This is a genomic window from Buchnera aphidicola str. Ua (Uroleucon ambrosiae) (assembly GCF_000225465.1).
Lineage (GTDB): Bacteria > Pseudomonadota > Gammaproteobacteria > Enterobacterales > Enterobacteriaceae > Buchnera > Buchnera aphidicola_B.
The window spans coordinates 313,567-333,472 of record NC_017259.1; the positions used below are offsets into that span (position 1 = coordinate 313,567).

Annotated in this window: 16 protein-coding genes and 1 pseudogene; 10 read left to right on the forward strand and 7 right to left on the reverse strand. The window is 23.8% G+C overall.

Annotation, left to right across the window (positions count from 1 at the left end; all coding sequences use genetic code 11):
* Positions 1-3 precede the first annotated feature (3 nt).
* From BUAMB_RS03110 to gap, 3 genes are all read left to right on the forward strand, one after another.
* Positions 4-429, forward strand: coding sequence for a hypothetical protein (locus BUAMB_RS03110; protein ID WP_226988370.1), 426 nt, complete (start codon positions 4-6; stop codon positions 427-429).
* A gap of 311 nt (positions 430-740) precedes the next feature.
* On the forward strand, positions 741-1,235 hold the full coding sequence (locus BUAMB_RS03115) for an FtsX-like permease family protein (RefSeq protein ID WP_226988371.1): 495 nt from the start codon (positions 741-743) through the stop codon (positions 1,233-1,235).
* Between the two features lie 42 nt (positions 1,236-1,277).
* Positions 1,278-2,282: a type I glyceraldehyde-3-phosphate dehydrogenase gene (gene gap, locus BUAMB_RS01395; protein ID WP_014499999.1), complete on the forward strand. Its 1,005-nt coding sequence runs from the start codon at positions 1,278-1,280 to the stop codon at positions 2,280-2,282.
* 339 nt (positions 2,283-2,621) lie between these two features.
* Here gap and fldA read toward each other — a convergent pair whose 3' ends face one another.
* Positions 2,622-3,131, reverse strand: coding sequence for a flavodoxin FldA (gene fldA, locus BUAMB_RS01400; RefSeq protein ID WP_014500000.1), 510 nt, complete (start codon positions 3,129-3,131; stop codon positions 2,622-2,624).
* A gap of 395 nt (positions 3,132-3,526) precedes the next feature.
* On the opposite strand from fldA, the pseudogene phrB reads away from it, so the two are divergent.
* The 7 genes and pseudogenes from phrB to BUAMB_RS01435 all read left to right on the forward strand — a co-directional run.
* A pseudogene (phrB, locus tag BUAMB_RS01405) lies at positions 3,527-4,974 on the forward strand (deoxyribodipyrimidine photo-lyase); the annotation flags it as partial.
* Positions 4,972-5,715, forward strand: coding sequence for a Nif3-like dinuclear metal center hexameric protein (locus BUAMB_RS01410; RefSeq protein WP_014500002.1), 744 nt, complete (start codon positions 4,972-4,974; stop codon positions 5,713-5,715). The pseudogene phrB and the gene BUAMB_RS01410, both read left to right, overlap by 3 nt.
* Before the next feature lie 126 nt (positions 5,716-5,841).
* Positions 5,842-8,571, forward strand: coding sequence for a 2-oxoglutarate dehydrogenase E1 component (locus tag BUAMB_RS01415; RefSeq protein WP_014500003.1), 2,730 nt, complete (start codon positions 5,842-5,844; stop codon positions 8,569-8,571).
* A 15-nt stretch (positions 8,572-8,586) separates the two neighbouring features.
* Complete coding sequence (gene sucB, locus BUAMB_RS01420; protein ID WP_014500004.1) at positions 8,587-9,771, forward strand: dihydrolipoyllysine-residue succinyltransferase; 1,185 nt, start codon at positions 8,587-8,589, stop codon at positions 9,769-9,771.
* A 101-nt stretch (positions 9,772-9,872) separates the two neighbouring features.
* Positions 9,873-10,568, forward strand: coding sequence for a 2,3-diphosphoglycerate-dependent phosphoglycerate mutase (gene gpmA / locus BUAMB_RS01425; protein ID WP_014500005.1), 696 nt, complete (start codon positions 9,873-9,875; stop codon positions 10,566-10,568).
* Between the two features lie 212 nt (positions 10,569-10,780).
* The gene (pfkA, locus tag BUAMB_RS01430) at positions 10,781-11,743 is read left to right on the forward strand and encodes a 6-phosphofructokinase (protein ID WP_014500006.1); all 963 of its coding nucleotides are present in this window, start codon (positions 10,781-10,783) and stop codon (positions 11,741-11,743) included.
* 78 nt (positions 11,744-11,821) lie between these two features.
* Positions 11,822-12,610, forward strand: coding sequence for an MIP/aquaporin family protein (locus BUAMB_RS01435; RefSeq protein ID WP_014500007.1), 789 nt, complete (start codon positions 11,822-11,824; stop codon positions 12,608-12,610).
* Here the strand turns inward: BUAMB_RS01435 and tpiA are convergent.
* From tpiA to serS, 6 genes are all read right to left on the reverse strand, one after another.
* On the reverse strand, positions 12,567-13,379 hold the full coding sequence (gene tpiA / locus BUAMB_RS01440) for a triose-phosphate isomerase (RefSeq protein WP_014500008.1): 813 nt from the start codon (positions 13,377-13,379) through the stop codon (positions 12,567-12,569). The genes BUAMB_RS01435 and tpiA overlap by 44 nt on opposite strands.
* Before the next feature lie 110 nt (positions 13,380-13,489).
* On the reverse strand, positions 13,490-13,792 hold the full coding sequence (gene ihfB, locus BUAMB_RS01445; protein WP_343207508.1) for an integration host factor subunit beta: 303 nt from the start codon (positions 13,790-13,792) through the stop codon (positions 13,490-13,492).
* A gap of 72 nt (positions 13,793-13,864) precedes the next feature.
* The gene (gene rpsA / locus BUAMB_RS01450; protein ID WP_014500010.1) at positions 13,865-15,544 is read right to left on the reverse strand and encodes a 30S ribosomal protein S1; all 1,680 of its coding nucleotides are present in this window, start codon (positions 15,542-15,544) and stop codon (positions 13,865-13,867) included.
* 488 nt (positions 15,545-16,032) lie between these two features.
* Positions 16,033-17,316, reverse strand: coding sequence for a 3-phosphoshikimate 1-carboxyvinyltransferase (gene aroA / locus BUAMB_RS01455; protein ID WP_014500011.1), 1,284 nt, complete (start codon positions 17,314-17,316; stop codon positions 16,033-16,035).
* Positions 17,317-17,383: 67 nt separating this feature from the next.
* Complete coding sequence (gene serC, locus BUAMB_RS01460; RefSeq protein WP_014500012.1) at positions 17,384-18,469, reverse strand: 3-phosphoserine/phosphohydroxythreonine transaminase; 1,086 nt, start codon at positions 18,467-18,469, stop codon at positions 17,384-17,386.
* Positions 18,470-18,507: 38 nt separating this feature from the next.
* Positions 18,508-19,791 carry a serine--tRNA ligase gene (gene serS / locus BUAMB_RS01465; protein ID WP_014500013.1) on the reverse strand — a complete coding sequence of 428 codons (1,284 nt, stop codon included), beginning with the start codon at positions 19,789-19,791 and terminating at the stop codon, positions 18,508-18,510.
* Between the last annotated feature and the right edge of the window lie 115 nt (positions 19,792-19,906).

Genomic DNA, 19,906 nt, shown 5'->3' on the forward strand with positions numbered 1-19,906 from the left:
TGAATGAATTTTTTACCTTTTTTTATTGCAAGAAAAATATATTTTAAAGAAAAAACAAATTATACAATATTTTTTATTACTATATTATCTAGGATAGGTATATTTATTAGTGTATTTGCATTAATGATGAGTTTTAGTGCATTAAATGGTTTTCAAAAACTATTAAATCAAACAATCTTATCAACTATACCTCATGCAATTATAACATTTACTAATCAATCTAATCTAACTTGGAAAGATACAATAAAAAAAATAAATACTATTACAGATGTTTCTTATGCTGAACCATACATTTTAATTAACGGATTACTAACTTTTAATAACAAACTTAAAACAGTCGAAATCAAAAGTTTTAGTAATATTGAATATTTAAAAAAAAATTTTATTTCTCTTAATCAAGATAATATTTTTATAAAAAAAAAAATATAAATAAAATTATTATTTCATCTTATTTATCAAATCATTTATCAATTAAAATAGGTGATTCAATTAATTTAATTTTTTTAAATCAAGATAATAGTTTTAATATTCAAATTAAATATTTTTCTTTTAAAATTGTAAATATATTTAAATCTAATGGAGTATTAGATTCAAATATTGTATATATTCCATTTGATTTTTTTAAAGAATATTTTAAAATTAGTAATAAAATTGATAGTATTGAATTACATATAGATCATCCATTAAATGTAGATATAGTCATAAAAAATATTTTAAAAAAAATACATACTCCTCTTCTTGTGTATACCTGGATTAACAATTATCAATCTATATATCATGATATCCAAAAAACTAAAACAATTGTTTATATAATTCTTTCATTACTAGTAATCATTTCATGTTTTAGTATTGCATCTATTTCTTTAATGACGATATCTAAAAAAACACGAGATATTGCTATTTTACGTAGTATGGGTGCTAATAATTTAATGATTCAACTAATTTTTTTATGTTACGGTTTACGTTCTATTTTTATTGGAACTTTTATAGGTTTATCTTTAAGTGTAATCATTATCTCACATTACAAAAAAATAATGTTTTTTTTAGAAAAACAATTTAAAGGAAATATTTTATTAGATAATATTTATTATAATCATTTCTTTCTTTTACAAATAAATTTATTAGATGTAATTAATATATTTATTAGTACTATAATCATAGGAATTATAACAAATTGGTATCCAGCATATTATGCTTCAAAAATTAATCCTAGTAATATACTAAAAGAATATTAATTACATATTTCAAAAATAATTTCTTTTTAAAATGGTGAAAATATGGCTATTAAAGTTGGTATTAATGGATTCGGTCGTATTGGACGTGTATTATTTAGACTGGCTCAAAAACGTTTAGGTATTGATATCGTAGCTATTAATGATTTATTAAGTCCTGAATATATTGCTTATATGTTAAAATATGATTCAACACATGGTGTGTTTGAAAAAAATATTGAAGTAATAAATAATAATATTGTTATCAACAATAAAAAAATTCGTATTACATCAATCAAAGATCCTGAACAATTAATGTGGGGTGACTTAGATATTGATGTAGTAATTGAATCTACAGGTCTCTTTTTAACACATGAAAAAGCACATAAACATATTTTATCTGGAGCAAAAAAGGTAGTGATTACAGGGCCTTCAAAAGATGATGTACCAATGTTTGTACGAGGTGCTAATTTTGATCAATATAAAGGAGAAAAAATTGTCTCTAATGCATCTTGTACAACCAACTGCTTAGCTCCTTTATCTAAAGTAATAGATAATGAACTTGAAATTATTGAAGGATTAATGACAACAGTACATGCTAGTACAGCTACACAAAAAATTGTTGATGGCGCTTCTCAAAAAGATTGGAGAGGAGGTAGAGGGGCATTACAAAATATTATTCCTTCTTCTACAGGAGCTGCAATTGCTGTTGGTAAAGTTTTACCAAACCTAAATGGTAAATTAACTGGTATAGCTTTTCGCGTTCCAGTATCCAACGTATCTGTAGTAGACTTAACCGTACGCTATAAAAAATCTGCTACATATCATGAAATATGTGAAATAATTAAAAAATCTTCTCAAGAAGATATGAAGGGAATTTTAGGATATACTGAAGATGAAGTTGTTTCTACAGATTTTAATGGTCAAGAATTAACTTCTATTTTTGATGCAAAAGCCAGTCTATCTTTAAATAATAATTTCGTTAAATTGATTTCTTGGTATGATAATGAAACTGGTTATTCTAGTAAAGTACTTGATTTAGTTTGCTTGATATCTGATATGAAAATATAAAATATAATCATATTTTTTGTAACATGATATAAATATACTTTTTTATTAAAAATCATTAATTATATAATATATAAATTATTTTTATAGATTTTTAAAAAAAATGCAGTATTAAGTATTGAACTTAATACTGCATTTACATATTTCAAAATATTTTTTTAAATATAACATGGACTATTAAACATAAATAAAATTAAATATAATTTAATGATATAGTATCATTGTTATTAAAAATCATATTAATTTATATAAAAATTAACTAATTTTAAAATAATTATAAATCTAATATTGTTTATTTTTTAGAACTGTTTTTAAAAAATAAAAAAAATGATTTAAATCACTTTAAGTAAAATGCGGAAGGATATATTCTAACCATTGTTTAATTCTAATCTTAGTTTTTTCTGGTTGTCGATCTTCATCTAAAACTAATCCAAAAAAATATTCTTTATTTAATAAAGCTTTCGATTGTTCAAAACAATATTCTTTTGTAGACCATTTTCCAATAATTTTTCCTTTATTTTTTTTTATAATTTTGTAAATTAAACTCATAGCATCACAAAAATATTCGCTATAATCTTCTTGATCGCCGCATCCAAATAATGCAATTGTTTTATCTAAAAAATTAATTTTTTTTAAAGTTGGCAAAAAATCATCCCAATCGCATTGAGCTTCTCCATAATACCAAGTAGGAATTCCTAGTATTAAAAATTTAAATTTTTCAATATCTTGTCGTGAAGATGCACCAATATCATGTAATATCGCAATATCATTACCAATATATTTTTGAATTAATTTAGCTATTTTTTCTGTATTGCCAGTGTCACTTCCAAAGAAAATACCTATTTTTTTCATTATTACATCCTTTAATACAATATATTTTAAAAATATATATATTAGTAGTCTATTTATATTATTGATTTTGAATAAAAAATGCTAAATAAAATAATTATGATATAAAAAATAATTAACATTTATATTATCAAAAAATTAAATAAAGAAATTGTTACTCGATTTTTTTCTATTTTATCTATATTATATTTATTAAATTCTAAATTATTAATAAATATTTTTCGTTAAGAAAAATAAAAAATAGTTTTTTAATATTATTGTAAAATTAATATTTAGAATAACTTCAATTTAAAAATATTTTTTTTATATTGAACAGCAATTAAAATATTTTTATATATAAATAATCATATCTCATATAAAATATTTTAAAAAATTAATAAATATTTAATATAAAAATTATGCAAAATAATTTAATGTGGTTCCGAAATGATTTACGTATACGAGATAATATAGCTTTGTATCAAGCTTGCAAATCTAATGAAGATCAAGTTTTTAGTTTGTTTATAGCTACTCCTGATCAATGGAATAATCATGGTATGTCTGTTAAAAAAAAATCTTTCATATATTACAATTTAGAGTCTTTAAAAAAGGAATTATTTAAATTAAATATTGTTTTATATTACCATGAATCTACTGATTTTTTACATTCAGTAAAATATTTACTATACTTTTGTCAAAAATATAAAATTAATAATGTATTTTATAACTATCAATATGAAATTAATGAACGTAAACGAGATTGTTTAGTAAAAAAAAAACTTTCTCAAAAAGGTTATGTAGTTAAAGGTTTTCACGATAATCTTTTAGTTTCTCACAAAATTATTAAAAATAATAATAATCAAACATATAAAATTTTTTCTTTTTTTAAGAAAAAAATTGTTGAACATTTATATAAAAATAAATTAAATAATCTACTTCTTCCATCTCCAAGAAAATTGAAAAAAAATATTTTTTTTACTTCTTTACCTAAAAATAATTTAATGATTAATTTTAATACAAATATTTTTCCTATTGGAGAAAAAGAAGCTATTAGTCGTTTAAAAAATTTTTGTACATATAAAACTAAAAACTATGCTTTGAAAAAAAAATTTTCTTTGATAGATAGTGCTAGTATGTTATCTCCATATTTATCTGCAGGAATAATATCGTCTAGACATTGTTTAATAATGCTAAGAAACATACAAAATCAAGAATCATTTAAAAACATTCTTAATTCTACTTGGTTTAACCAAATATTATGGCGTGAATTTTATTATCATTTATTAATTGGATTTCCTGAAATTAGTAAATTTCAATCATTAACAAAATGGGAAAAAAATATTGATTGGATCGATAATATAAAATATTTAAATGCATGGAAAGAAGGAAATACAGGATTTCCTATTATAGATGCAAGCATGAGACAGTTAAATCAATTAGGTTGGATGCATAATAGATTAAGAATGATTACAGCAAGTTTTTTAGTAAAAAATCTTTTTATTGATTGGAGACAAGGAGAGAAATATTTTATGTCTCGTTTAATTGATGGAGATTTAGCATTAAATAATGGAGGATGGCAATGGTCGGCATCCATTGGTTGTGATTCTGTTCCTTATATTAGATTTTTTAATCCATTATATCAATCAAAATTGTTTGATATGTCTGGTAGTTTTATAAAACAATTTATTCCAGAATTAAAACATGTTCCTAATCAGTACATTCATCAACCATATGAATGGTCTAAAAAAACACAATCTAAATTAGATTATCCCGAGCCTATTATTAATTATGTTATCAGTAGAAAAAAATTTTTATTAATATTTAATAAAATAAAATTAAAATATAAAAATAAGGTCTAAAAAATATGAATAATTTTGATTTAGAAGAAATTATTAATTATAAATTAGCTTCTCATCAATATGATGATATTGTTCCTAATGGTCTACAAATTGAAGGTAGATCAGTAGTAAAAAAAATTATTACAGGAGTTACTGCTTGTCAAGATTTATTAGAAAAAGCAGTATATTATAATGCTGATGCTATAATAGTTCATCATGGTTATTTTTGGAAAAATGAAACTAGATATATTCATAATATGCAAAAAAAAAGATTAAAAACCATACTAACCAATAATATTAATTTATATAGTTGGCATTTACCATTAGATATTCATACAGAATTAGGTAATAATGCACAAATTGCTAAAAAATTAAATATTTCTGTTAAAGGAAATGTTTTACCTTATGTTTTTTGGGGAATTATGAAAAATAAAATTACAGGTGATACACTTGTAAATCAAATAAAAAATCAGTTTAAAATTACACCGATACATTTATATGAAAATGCTCCTTTATATATTAATCGTATTGCTTGGTGTAGTGGTAGAGGGCAAAGTTTTATTAAACAAGCATATAAATTTAACATTCATGCTTTTTTAACTGGTGAAATTTCAGAAGAAACTATGCATATTTCTAAAGAGTTAGGTATACATTTTTTTTCTTTAGGGCATCATATTACCGAAAAAGATGGTATTAAATCATTAGGAAAATGGTTACAAAAAAAATATTTCCTTGATGTTCAATTTATTGATATCAATAATCCCGCATAATTTTTTTTTAATTACAACTATAATTTGTGAATATATAATAATTAAAACATTTATAAATGTTTATAAATATATATTTTATTTCAAATATTCATAAAATTTAATCTATAAAACTTTTAATAAAATATTATGAAAATAAATAAGATAAAAAATTTATTACATATGTCTTGGTTATGTAGAGATAATCAAGATATTTTAGAAAACATGTATCAAGAATTTTTAATAAATCCTAAATCTATAGATATTACATGGCATAAAATATTTTTAGAAATGTTAGATGGTCAAAATCAAATAAACAAAAAAAAAGAAATAAAAAATAGTGAATGTTTAATAATGTATAAAATAAATTCTATTATTAATGCATTTCGTACACAAGGTTTTCATCAATCTTTAATTGATCCATTAAAATTAATGCATGAAACAAAAATAAAAGATTTAGAATTAAAAACTTATCATTTTAAAAAAGAAGATTTATATAAAAAAATACAAATAAATTTTCAAAATTGTACTAATTTTGAAACAAATGTGATTCATTTACATCAGCTATTATTGAAAAAATATTGTAATTCTATTGGTTTTGAATATATGTATATAGATAATTTATTAGAAAAAAAATGGATTACAGATTATATAGAATCCTATTTTAATGAGAACTTATTTAATACAAAAGAAAAAATAAATTTTTTAAGAGAAATCACATATGCTGAAGCTCTTGAAAAACACCTTGGAAAACAATTTCCAGGTACAAAACGTTTTTCTTTAGAAGGAGCAGAAAGTTTAATTCCTATTTTACATGAAATTATTAGATTTTCAAAAAAACATAAAATATCTAAAATAATATTAGGAATGGCACATAGAGGAAGATTAAATGTACTTGTGAACGTTTTTAACAAAAATCCAAAGGTATTATTTGACGAATTTTTAGATGTAAATTATCTTGAAAAAATTAGTGGTGATGTAAAATATCATATTGGTGGAATTGCTGAAATAAAAAATAAAACAAAAAATATTATCATGCAAATGGCATATAATCCATCACATTTAGAAATAATTAATCCTGTTATTTCTGGAATGGCTCGAGCATTTATTGATCAAAAAAATAATACGGATAATGATATTTTACCTATTAGTATACATGGAGATGCATCTATTATCGGACAAGGTATAGTACAAGAAACATTTAATATGTCTCAAACAAATGGCTATAAAATTGGAGGTACTATTCATATAGTTATTAATAACCAAATCGGCTTTACTACTTCTAATCCTAAAAATCTTCGTTCTAGCAAATATTGCACTGATATAGCTAAAATGATTGACGCTCCTATTTTTCATGTTAATGCAGATGATGTAGAAGCGTCTATTTTTTCTATTCAATTAGCTCTTAATTTTAGAAAAAAATTTAAAAAAGATGTTTTAATAGATTTAGTGTGTTATCGACGTCATGGACATAATGAAGTAGATGAACCATCAGTGACTCAACCAATTATGTATCAAAAAATTCAATCTCATCCTACCGTAAAAAAAATATATGCTGATTTATTAATATCTCAAAAAATTATTACACTTGAAAATCATGAAGATATGATAAAAAAATATTATTTAAAATTAGAACATGGTAAAAATATTTTTTCAAAATCTAAAGAAATTTTTTTTAAAAATGAAATAAATAGAATTGATTTAAAACATAAGAATATACAAAACATAAACTTGATTAATTTAAAAAAATTAGCTTTATTAATTAATAATATTCCTCAATCAATTCACACACATAATCGGGTGAAAAAATTATATCAAGAACGATTAGAAATGGCTCAAGAATTGAGGTTATTTGATTGGGGAGCAGCGGAAACATTAGCTTATGCATCTATTATTGATAAAGGGATTTCTTGTCGTATTTCTGGAGAAGATGTAAGTAGGGGGACATTTTTTCATCGTCATGCATATATTTATGATCAAATTGATGGTTCTATTTATATTCCTTTAAATCATATTAGAAAAGAACAAGGAAAATTTCAAATTTGGGATTCTGTTTTATCAGAAGAAGCTGTTTTAGCTTTTGAATATGGTTATTCTTTATTTCCATCTCATACATTAACTATTTGGGAAGCTCAATTCGGTGATTTTGTTAATGGAGCTCAAGTAGTTATTGATCAATTTATTACTTCTGGAGAACAAAAATGGAACAAACAGTCTAATTTAGTTATTTTTTTACCTCATGGTTATGAAGGACAAGGGCCTGAACATTCATCTGCTAGAATTGAACGATTTCTTCAACTTTGTGCTGAAAATAATATTCAAATATGTATACCTACTACATCATCGCAAATATTTCATCTTTTACGTCAACAAATATTCAAAAAAATCTATAAACCATTAATTATTTTTACACCAAAATCTCTTTTAAGACATCCTATGGCAAGTTCTTCTTTAAAAAGTTTATCGGAAGGAACATTTCATACAATACTGGCTGAAAAACAAAATATTAATAAAAAAGAAACACGTATGATTTTTTGTTCTGGAAAAATATACTACGATTTATTAAATAAAAAAATCAAACATAACATTAAATATGTTATTTTAATTCGATTTGAACAATTATACCCGTTTCCTAAAAATGAGATCTTAAAGATATTGAATAATTACTTTTATGTAAAAGATTTTGTATGGTGTCAAGAAGAACCTTGTAATCAAGGTGCATGGTTATATGTACAATATTATTTAAATTTAATATTACCATCATCATTATCATTAAAATATATTGGACGTCCAGCTTCTGCTTCACCTGCAGTTGGTTCTATTTCTATACATAAAAAACAACAAGAAAACATAATTAATAATGCATTAAACATTTATTAAATAACAGGATAAAGAATGAAAAAAATAAATATTCTTGTTCCAGAATTACCAGAATCTATTAACAATGCAACAATTGTAAGATGGCATAAAAAAATCGGAGATATAGTTTACTATAATGATAATATAGTAGATCTTGAAACAGATAAAGTAACATTAGAAGTATCTGCTCCATGTAATGGTATATTGCAATTAATTTTAGAGAAAGAAGGTAAAATAGTTAACTCTCATCAAATATTAGGAGAAATAGACCAATTAGATATCATAAAAAATAATACTATTAATCACAAGCTTTCAGAAAAAAAAAAATATTTACCAGATTCACAAAAAAAGTTTATAAATAAGGAACAAATTAATTGTGTTGTTTCAAAAAATAAAGAGTATCTTACTCCATCTATAAGACGTTCAATTAAAAAAAATAAAATTAATATTAATAATCAAATAATTTTTAATGATATTTTAGATAGTAATCACAATAAATTAAATGAAGTTACATTAAATAATAATATTACAAAAAGAGTCAAAATGACTCAATTAAGACAAACTATTGCAAAAAGATTATTAGATAGCAAAAATAATACAGCTATGCTAACAACTTTTAATGAAGTAAATATGAATCCTATAATCACTTTAAGAAAAAAGTATGGTGAAGATTTTAAAAAAAAACATGGTATTCGTATGGGATTTATGTCTTTTTTTGTTAAAGCCACAGTAGAAGCGTTAAAACAATTTCCGCAAATTAATGCTTATATAGATGAAACAGATATAGTATTTTATAAAAATTTTAATATAAATATTGCTATTTCAACACCAAGAGGTTTAATTACACCTGTATTAAAAAATGTTGAAAATATGACCATGTCGGATATAGAAAAAAAAATAAAGGAATTATCTATTAAAGGTTATGAGAATAAATTGAATATTACAGAATTAACAGGTGGAAATTTTACTATTACTAATGGTGGTATTTTTGGATCTTTAATGTCTACTCCTATCATTAATCCTCCCCAAGCAGCTATATTAGGTATGCATGTTATTCAAAAACGTCCAGTAGTTATAAATGAAAAAATTGAAATTCTTCCAATGATGTATTTAGCATTATCATATGATCATCGTTTAATAGACGGCAAAGAATCTGTTGGTTTTTTAATTGCTATAAAAAATATATTAGAAGATTTTGTTCGAATTTTAATCAATGTATAATTTTACCAAAGCATTTTAATATTTTAATGCTATTAAATTATTTAATCATTAATCAAAAAAATAATAAAATGTTCAAACAAAAAAAATAACAAGAGAAAAAAATGAAAAGTAATAAAGTAGTCTTAATTAGACATGGTCAAAGTATTTGGAATGAATTAAATAAATTTACTGGATGGTATGATGCGACATTATCAGAAAATGGAAAAAATGAAGCAAAATCTGCAGCTATTTTATTAAAAAAAAATAAATTTTCTTTTGATTATGCATATACATCTGTATTAAAAAGAGCAATTTATACTTTACGATATATTTTAGATGAATTAAATCAAAATTGGATTTTAGTAAAAAAATCCTGGTGTTTAAATGAAAGACATTATGGAGCTTTAGAAGGATTAAATAAAGATGAAGTAATTAAAAAATATGGAGAAAAACAAGTTCTTTTATGGAGAAGAAGTTTTAATATTATTCCACCTAAAATTGATATACAAGATAAACGTTTTCCAGGAAACGACTTACGTTATTCTAATTTAAATATTTCTGATATTCCTTTAGGTGAAAGTTTAGAAATGACATCGAAAAGAGTTATTCCTTATTGGAAAACAGTTATCTATCCTCAATTAAAAAATAATAAAAAAATACTTATTGTTGCTCATGGGAATTCTTTACGTGCTTTAATTCAATATTTAAACAACATCACAAATAAGGACATTATAAAATTAAATATTCCAACTGCTGTACCTATTGTTTTAGAGTTTAATCAAAATAATTCTCTTATTCAATGGTATTACTTAAAATAAGTATATATTATTTGCTTATTTACATCTCATTAATCTAAATTAAATCAGTATTCAATTTATATAAAAATATTTTTCATTATATCTATATCTAAAAATTTTAATAAATTGATATATTTTCAGTATAAAATATGAATTTTAAACAAGAAGATAATTAAAATTATTTAAAAAATAAACAAATCAAATTTTTATAGAAGTCAAAATAAGAGGTTCTAATGATTAAAAAAATTGGCGTCTTAACTAGCGGTGGTGATGCTCCAGGTATGAACGCCGCAATTAGAGGAGTCGTTAGAACAGCACTGAGTGAAAAATTAGAAGTTTTTGGAATTTATGATGGATATTTAGGTTTATATGAAAATAGAATGGTCATGCTTGATAGATATAGTGTATCTGATATGATTAATCGAGGTGGAACATTTTTAGGTTCTGCAAGATTTTCTGATTTTTGTCAAGAACATATACGTGCTATTGCAGTACAAAATATTAAAAAAAGAAAAATAGATGCTCTTGTTGTAATTGGAGGAGATGGCTCTTATATAGGAGCTAAAAAATTAACAGACATGGGTATTTCATGCATTAGTTTACCAGGTACTATTGATAATGATGTTCCAGGTACTGATTATACAATAGGTTATTTTACAGCTTTACAAACAGTTGTTGAAGCAATAGATAGATTAAGAGATACTTCTTCTTCTCATCAACGTATTTCTATAGTTGAAGTTATGGGTAGATATTGTGGTGATCTAACTTTATCTGCAGCTATTGCTGGTGGATGTGAGTTTATTGTTTTACCAGAAATACATTTCAAAAAAGAAGAATTAGTTCTGGAAATACAAGCAGGAATTACTAAAGGTAAAAAACATGCTATCGTTGCAATTACAGAATGTATTTGTGATGTAAAAGAATTAGCAGAATATATTGAACATCAAACAAAACGTGAAACTAGAGCTACAATTCTTGGACATATTCAAAGAGGTGGATCGCCTGGAGCTTATGATCGCATATTAGCTTCAAGAATGGGAGCTTATTCAGTAGAATTATTATTAAAAGGTTATAAAGGTAAATGTGTAGGAATAAAAAATGATAAAATAGTTTTTAACGACATTGAAAATGCATTAAAAAATATGAAATATATTTTTAAAAAAGAATTATTGATGACTGCTAAAAAACTATACTAATATAAAATTAGTGCCGGTGTTTCCGGCGCTCTAATTTTAATATGATCTATTTAAAAAAGATAATATAGGTTATTTAAAATGAATATTTGTAGAAAAAAAAATATCATAAAAAAATGTATTTTTGAGTTTTTAGGTACAGGTGTAATAATATTTTTTGGTCTTAGCTGTTTAGCTGTTTCAAAATTAACCAATATTAAATTGAATCAATTAGAAATTAGTTGTATTTGGGGTTTAAGCGTTGCAATTTCAATATATTTTACTTCTACAACATCTGGATCCCATTTAAATCCAGCTATTACTATTTTCTTTTGGTTATTTTCTAAGTTTAATAAAAAAAAAGTATTACCTTATGTTATTTCTCAAATATTAGGTTCTTTTTGTTTTACTATTATTGTATATTATTTTTTTAGTCATACTTTAAATGCATTTATAAAAAAACATAATATTATTATAGGTACAATAGAAAGTATGGATTTAGCTTATATTTTTTGTGTGTACCCTAATTATCATAAAAGTGTTATATATGATTCTATAATAGAGATAATTTCAAATATTCTTTTCATCATTATTTTATTAGAATTAAATAAAAAAAAATATATTTTTTTTTTAAAATACAAATTTATGATACCGATGCTCATAGGTTGCGTAATATGTATAATTAATTTAGTTATAAATCCATTTAGTAATATCAGTTTAAATCCAGCGCGAGATTTAGGTCCTAAGATATTTTTAAGTTTAATGGGATGGGGTACTTTATCGTTTACTGGAGGAAATAATAATATTTTATATTCTTTTATACCTAATATTTGTCCAATTGTAGGAGTTAATTTAGGTGGTTGGATATATAAAAATATTTATAATAACTAATTTTATTTTTTAAAAAATTATGAGAAATTTGTATGATTTTAAAAAATTCTTCAGCATTTAAAGATGCACTACCAATCAATAAACCATCTATATCTGGTTGACTAATAAATGATTTTACATTTTTTTGATTAATAGAACCTCCATATTGGACTAAGATATTTTTAATAGATGAATCATAAATTCTAACATAATTTTTTATAAATTTATGTATTAATTGTATATTTTTTGGATCAGCTGCTAAACCTGTTCCGATAGCCCAAATAGGCTCATAAGCAATCACTATATTTTGAAATACTAATTTTCCTAATATTGCTATTATATCATCTAATTGTTTTTTTATAATTGTTATAGTCTTACCATGATCTCTATCATATTTTGTTTCACCTATGCATAAAATAGGTATTAAGTTAAATTTTTTAATTAAATATATTTTTTTCGAAATAATATCATTATTTTCATGATGCCATAAACGTCTTTCAGAATGACCAACAATAACATATTTTACACCTATTTCTTTAAGCATTGTAATAGAAGTTTCGCCAGTAAATGCCCCTTTTAAATTAATATCTACATTTTGAGCACCAAGAAAAATATTTATTTTAGCTATTTTTCTATAAACTCGTTCTAAATATATAGTAGGAGGAGCAATAACAATAACATTTTTTTCTAAATAAATTGATGCATGTAATTTTATATATTCAAAAAAACTAGAAATCATATTTATGCTTCCATTTAATTTCCAGTTAGCTACAATTAAAAATTTGTTCATTGGTACCTTATATTTAATATGTGTTATAGAAACTAATATAGAAACTAAGTTTTTTTTATAAAAAATAAAATGTATTAACTTAGTTTCTACTATAAAGATTGTAAAACATATTACTTATATATATTAGCTCGATTGCGTAATTGTTTTCCTGGTTTAAAATAAGTTACATATTTTGGGTGTAATTGTACTATTTTCCCAGTTTTAGGATTTCGACCGATACGTGAAGCACGATAATGTAAAGAAAAACTACCAAATCCTCGAATTTCAATTCTTTTGCCTACTACTAATGACGTTGTCATATATTCTAACATTTCTTTTATAGCATATTTTATGATTTTATTAGAAATATTAATTTTATTTTGAGCAATTTTTGTAAATAATTCTGACTTCGTCATATAACCTCTACGGTTTATATAGCTTACAATATATGATTTTTACTTATTTTACTATTATTAAAATAATATTTATTTTTTTATACAAAATATCTATTCAGTATTTTTAGCAGCTTTAAATGCCGCAGTCATAACATTAGAAAAATTATCATTTTTTGTTTGATTATTAGATATTGGTGCAATATTTTTTTGTTCATTAGGATCAGGAACACAAATAGTTAAATAAATGACTCTATTTTTTCGATCAAAACTAGATAATTTAACTGATATTTTATCTTTTATTTGTAATTTATTAATGATTTGTTCGCAATTTACACGGGAGATATCAGATAATTTTATTATCCCTTCTATATGTGATTCAGTTAATTGCACGATTATATGTTTGTTATCAATAGATTTAACTTGTCCCATAATAATTTCATTTTTTTTACAATTAGCAATATATAAATTAAAGGGATCGTCTTCTAATTGTTTAATTCCTAAAGATATACGTTCTCTTTCAGCATCTACTTGTAGAACAACAGCAGAAATTTCATCATTTTTTTTATATTTTTTTACTGCTTCCTCACCAGGTATAGTCCAAGAAATATCAGATAAATGTACTAATCCATCAATTCCTCCATTTAATCCAATGAAAATACCAAAATCTGTAATAGATTTAATTTTTCCAATAACACGAATACCTTTTACATGTGTTTCTGAAAATTCTTTCCAAGGATTAGTTTTACATTGTTTTAATCCTAAAGAAATTCTTCGACGTTCTTCATCAATATCTAAAACAATTACTTCTACTACGTCATTAACAGAAACTACTTTAGATGGGTGAATATTTTTATTAGTCCAATCCATTTCAGACACATGAACTAAACCCTCTACTCCTTCTTCAATTTCAACAAAGCAACCATAATCTGTTAAATTTGTTACACGTCCGCTAAGTTTAGTAGATTCTGGGTAACGTTTAGAAATAGCGATCCATGGATCTTCACCAAGTTGTTTTAATCCTAATGAAACGCGTGTTCTTTCTCTATCAAATTTTAAAATTTTTACTTGAATTTCATCACCTACATTTACTATTTCATTTGGATGCTTAACTCGTTTCCAAGCCATATCAGTAATATGTAAAAGACCATCAACTCCACCTAAATCTACAAAAGCTCCGTAATCTGTTAAATTTTTAACTACTCCCTTAACATGAATTCCTTCTTGTAAATTTGCCAATAATTGTTCTCGTTCTGCACTGTTTTCTGATTCAATCACAGCTCGACGTGAAACAACAACGTTATTACGTTTTTGATCTAATTTAATAACTTTAAAATCTAATTCTTTTCCTTCAAGATGTATTGTTTCTCGTACTGGACGTACATCAACTAGAGAACCAGGTAAAAATGCACGTATATCATTTAATTCAACAGTAAAACCGCCTTTTACTTTTCCATTAATAATTCCAGTAACTGTTTCTGAATTTTCATGAGCTTTTTCTAATATTAACCATGCTTCATGACGTTTTGCTTTTTCACGCGATAATAACGTTTCACCAAAACCGTCTTCAATAGCATCTAAAGCAACATCAATTGTATCTCCCACATTAATATCTAAAACACCTTGAGCATTTTTAAATTGTTCAACAGGAATTGCTGATTCAGATTTTAGACCTGCATCAACTAATACCATATCTTTTTCTATTGAAACAATAATACCCCGAATAATTGAACCTGGTCGAGTCTTAATCTCTTTGAGCGATTCTTCAAATAATTGAGCAAAAGATTCATTCATATTAATAATATTACGAATTTTTTATTATGTGTTTATTTTAACTTCATGTCAAAATAATCTTATTTTATATTATCTTATAATAATCCTTATTAAAGAGTCTATTATTTTCAAATACTATGAATTTAGAAATAATTCTATTGTAATTTTTTTAAAGTACTTGTTATGAAAAATACAATAAATTCTGATAAGATCATATACATAGAATTTAATATTATATCATTTTTGATCTATATCAAAAAGAAAATAATTGATTTAATTATGTTTTTTTAGAGTAGTTATATGACTTAAAAGACTTTATAATTTAATGTAAAAACTATGATTTTAATACTATTTAATAAATACTAATAGAAAAAATCAATAAAATATATTATGTAACATTTAAAAAAATAACTATATTTTTATTATGATATAATTTAACTCTATTATCAAAATACAACAACAATAGTATTAGTAAAATCATTTATAATGTTTTTAAATGTATAAAGACTTTAATTGTGACAAATAGATAAAAAATTTTTAAAATAATTTGGAAATGTTTTTGAAACACAATCAGGATTAAGTATTTTCACACCAATTCCAGATAAAGATATAAGTGAAAAACACATAGCTATACGATGATCGTTATAAGTCTCAATATTAGAATATTTAAATATTTTCGGTGGAGAAATCGATAAAAAATCTTTTCCTTCTTTGACTATAGCACCTACTTTTCTTAATTCTTTAGTCATAGCAGATAAACGATCAGTTTCTTTTACTCTCCAATTATATATATTTCTAATAATAGTAGTACCTTTAGAAAACAGCGCTACTATAGCAATGGTCATAGCACTGTCAGGAATATGATTCATGTCTAAATCTATTGATGTTAATGTATTATGTACACAAGTGATAGAATAATCTTCCCAAAAAATTTTTGCTCCCATTTTTTCTAATATATGAGCAAAATTTATATCACCTTGAATACTTTTTTTGCCAACACCAACCACTTTAACTCTACCACCTTTAATAGCTGCAGCAGCTAAAAAATAAGATGCTGAAGACGCATCTCCTTCAATGATATATTCACCTGGTGTAATATATTCTTGATTGCCTTTAATATAAAAAATATTATAAGAATCATGTGTAATATTTACTCCAAAAGATTTAATTAAATTTAACGTAATATCAATATAAGGTTTTGAAATTAAACTTTTTTTAATATAAATAGTTGTATCTTTTGAAGCAAGTGGGGAACTAATTAATAATGCAGTTAAAAATTGACTAGAAATATTACTATTCAAGGTAATTGAACCACCAACAAAACCACCTTTTGTTCGTATTGGAGGATATCCAATATTTTTTTCATATTCTATAACTGCTCCTCCTTGTTTTAATGCATCTATAAGATCTTTAATAGGTCTTTCATGCATTCTATCATCGCCATTAAAATATATGTTATTGTTATTTAAAGATAAAGCAGCAAGTAGTGGTCGAATAGCAGTACCTGCATTTCCTAAATATAGAGAATATGATTGAGATAAATTAAAAGATTGACCTATACCTTTAATACAACAAGTTGTTTTATTATCAGATAAATTATAATTTATACCTAATGTTTTTAAAGCATTTAACATATATTGAGTATCATGACTATCTAATAAATTCGTTAAATAAGTTGTACCTTTTGCCATAGAAGCAATTAATAAAACTCTGTTTGAAATACTTTTAGAACCTGGTAAATAAATAGTTCCATTCACATATGACATTGGTTTTAAATCAAAAAAATTTTGCATAATAAACCTACACTTTATTCAATTAAAAATGACAATAATGTTTTTTAAAAAATTAAATATATAGTTTTTATCCATATCGATTTTCAAAATAAGACATAAATTTTATTAAAGCTTGAACTCCTTCTAATGGCATAGCATTATAAATTGATGCACGCATACCTCCGACGATACGATGTCCTTTTAAATAATTTAAACCTGATTTAGTCGCTTCTTCCAAAAAAATTTGATTTAATTTAGGATTTTTTAAATAAAATATTACATTCATCATTGATCTATTCATATTATTAATATTATTAATATAAAAATCACTATCATCTATTTTTTTATATAATAAATCTGATTTTTTTTTATTTAATTTTTCAATATTTTTTAAACCTCCTTTTTTTTTAAGCCATTTAAAAACTAACCCAGATAAATACCAAGCAAATGTAGGTGGTGTATTAAACATAGATTGATGTTCCGATATTATTTTATAATCTAAAATAGACGGTGATATTTTTGATAAAAATCTTATCATATTTTTTCGAATAATAATTATTGTTATTCCTGAAGGACCAATATTTTTTTGTGCACCCGCATAAATTAGATCATAATTTCTAATATTAATTACACGAGATAAAATACAAGATGAAAAATCTGCAATAATCACTTTTTTTTCAAATAATGGTTCTTCATAAATCGATAATCCATCTATAGTCTCATTAGGACAATAATGAATATATGCTGAATCTTTATTAATTTCCCATTGACTCATTGGTAATAAAAATATTTTTTCATTATGTTTTTTTTTAATTAAGATAGTATTAGGAATACAATATTTTTTTGATTCTATAAAAGCACAATTAGACCAATAACCACTATTTATATAATCTGTTTTTTTAACATGATGCAATAAATTCATAGGAACAGCAGAAAATTGTCCTCTGGCACCACCTTGACAAAATAATACCTTAAAATCATCAGGTATATTTAATAAGTCTCTTAAATCTTTTTCTGCTTCAATAGCAACTTGTATAAATTCTTCACTACGATGGCTTATTTCCATAATAGAACAACCTAATTTATTCCAATTCTGAAATTCTTCTTGAGCCTGCAAAAGTACATCTTTTGGCATCATAGCTGGACCAGCACTAAAATTATAAATTGTACTCATTCTTTCACCCGATTATATTATTATTATGATATTTACAATTAATTTATAAATTCTAATCCTTGCATATATTTTTTTTGAAGAATTTTAGGAATTTCTACACGACCATCAGCATGCTGATAATTTTCTAAAATCGCAGCTAATGTTCTTCCTATTGCTAAACCAGAACCGTTTAATGTATGTACAAAAAAATTTTTTTGTTCAGATTTTTTTTTATAACGGGCTTTCATACGACGTGCTTGAAAATCGTGCATATTAGAACAAGAAGAAATTTCTCTATATTTTTCTTGTGCAGGAAACCAAACTTCTAAATCATAAGTTTTAATAGAAGAAAAACCCATTTCTCCTGTACATAATAGTATTTTTCTATATGGCAAATCTAATAGTTGTAATACTTTTTCAGCATGATTAGTTAATATTTCTAATGCTTCCATAGATTTATTTGGTTTAACTATTTGAACTAATTCTACTTTATCAAATTGGTGTAATCGAATTAATCCTCTAGTATCTCTTCCATACGAAGATGCTTCTGAACGAAAACAAGGCGTGTGTGCAGTTAACATAATAGGTAAATCATTTTCATTTATTATTTTATTATAAACTAAATTAGTTAATGGTACTTCCCCAGTAGGAATTAATATATATTTTTTTTCATTTAAAATTGTTACATGAAACAAATCATTACTAAATTTAGGTAATTGTCCAGTTCCATATAAAGCTTTAGGATGTACTAAATAAGGTACATATGTTTCTATATAACCATGATTTAAAGTATGTAAATCTAACATAAATTGAATTAGTGCTCGATGTAAAAGAGCAATTTTACCACGCATAACAACAAATCGTGATCCTGATATTTCAGCTGAAGATTCTAAATCTAATTCTTGAAACTTTTTACCTATTTCTACATGATCTTTAATAATAAAATTATATTTTCTCTTTTTACCCCAGTACGAAATTGTTTTATTATAAATTGCAGAGTTACCTTCTGGAACATCATCGGCAGGAATATTAGGAATACACATAGAAAAATTATAAATTTTCTCTTTTAAATTATTTAGTTGAATTTTGAGATTGTGTAAATTTTTTGATGATTCTATAAGAGTATTTTTTAAAATTAACCGTTGATTTGTATTATCTTTAGATTGCTTAAGTAAAGTTGATAATGAATTATGTTTAAACTGTAAATTTTCAGTTTCAATTTGTAATTTTTTTCGATAATTTTCCATCGAAGATATTTCTTTAACATCTAACACATAACCTTTTTTTAATAATTTTTGAGCGACTAAATGTAATTCATTTCTTAATAAGTATGGATTTAACATAATATGTTTTCTCTTTTAAAATTATAAAAAATATTTAAAACAATTTATTTTATAATTTATTCATAACAAAGATAATACATTATTGAATAATGAATTTTAATAATTTTGAATTAAA

Coding starts and splice junctions, on each gene's coding strand:
- gap (WP_014499999.1), top strand. CDS start 1,278: ATGGCTATTAAAGTTGGTATTAATGGATTCGGTCGTATTGGACGTGTA.
- rpsA (WP_014500010.1), bottom strand. CDS start 15,544: ATGAATGAATCTTTTGCTCAATTATTTGAAGAATCGCTCAAAGAGATT.
- pfkA (WP_014500006.1), top strand. CDS start 10,781: ATGATTAAAAAAATTGGCGTCTTAACTAGCGGTGGTGATGCTCCAGGT.
- serC (WP_014500012.1), bottom strand. CDS start 18,469: ATGAGTACAATTTATAATTTTAGTGCTGGTCCAGCTATGATGCCAAAA.
- gpmA (WP_014500005.1), top strand. CDS start 9,873: ATGAAAAGTAATAAAGTAGTCTTAATTAGACATGGTCAAAGTATTTGG.
- BUAMB_RS03110 (WP_226988370.1), top strand. CDS start 4: ATGAATTTTTTACCTTTTTTTATTGCAAGAAAAATATATTTTAAAGAA.
- fldA (WP_014500000.1), bottom strand. CDS start 3,131: ATGAAAAAAATAGGTATTTTCTTTGGAAGTGACACTGGCAATACAGAA.
- sucB (WP_014500004.1), top strand. CDS start 8,587: ATGAAAAAAATAAATATTCTTGTTCCAGAATTACCAGAATCTATTAAC.
- aroA (WP_014500011.1), bottom strand. CDS start 17,316: ATGCAAAATTTTTTTGATTTAAAACCAATGTCATATGTGAATGGAACT.
- tpiA (WP_014500008.1), bottom strand. CDS start 13,379: ATGAACAAATTTTTAATTGTAGCTAACTGGAAATTAAATGGAAGCATA.
- BUAMB_RS01410 (WP_014500002.1), top strand. CDS start 4,972: ATGAATAATTTTGATTTAGAAGAAATTATTAATTATAAATTAGCTTCT.
- BUAMB_RS01415 (WP_014500003.1), top strand. CDS start 5,842: ATGAAAATAAATAAGATAAAAAATTTATTACATATGTCTTGGTTATGT.
- BUAMB_RS01435 (WP_014500007.1), top strand. CDS start 11,822: ATGAATATTTGTAGAAAAAAAAATATCATAAAAAAATGTATTTTTGAG.
- serS (WP_014500013.1), bottom strand. CDS start 19,791: ATGTTAAATCCATACTTATTAAGAAATGAATTACATTTAGTCGCTCAA.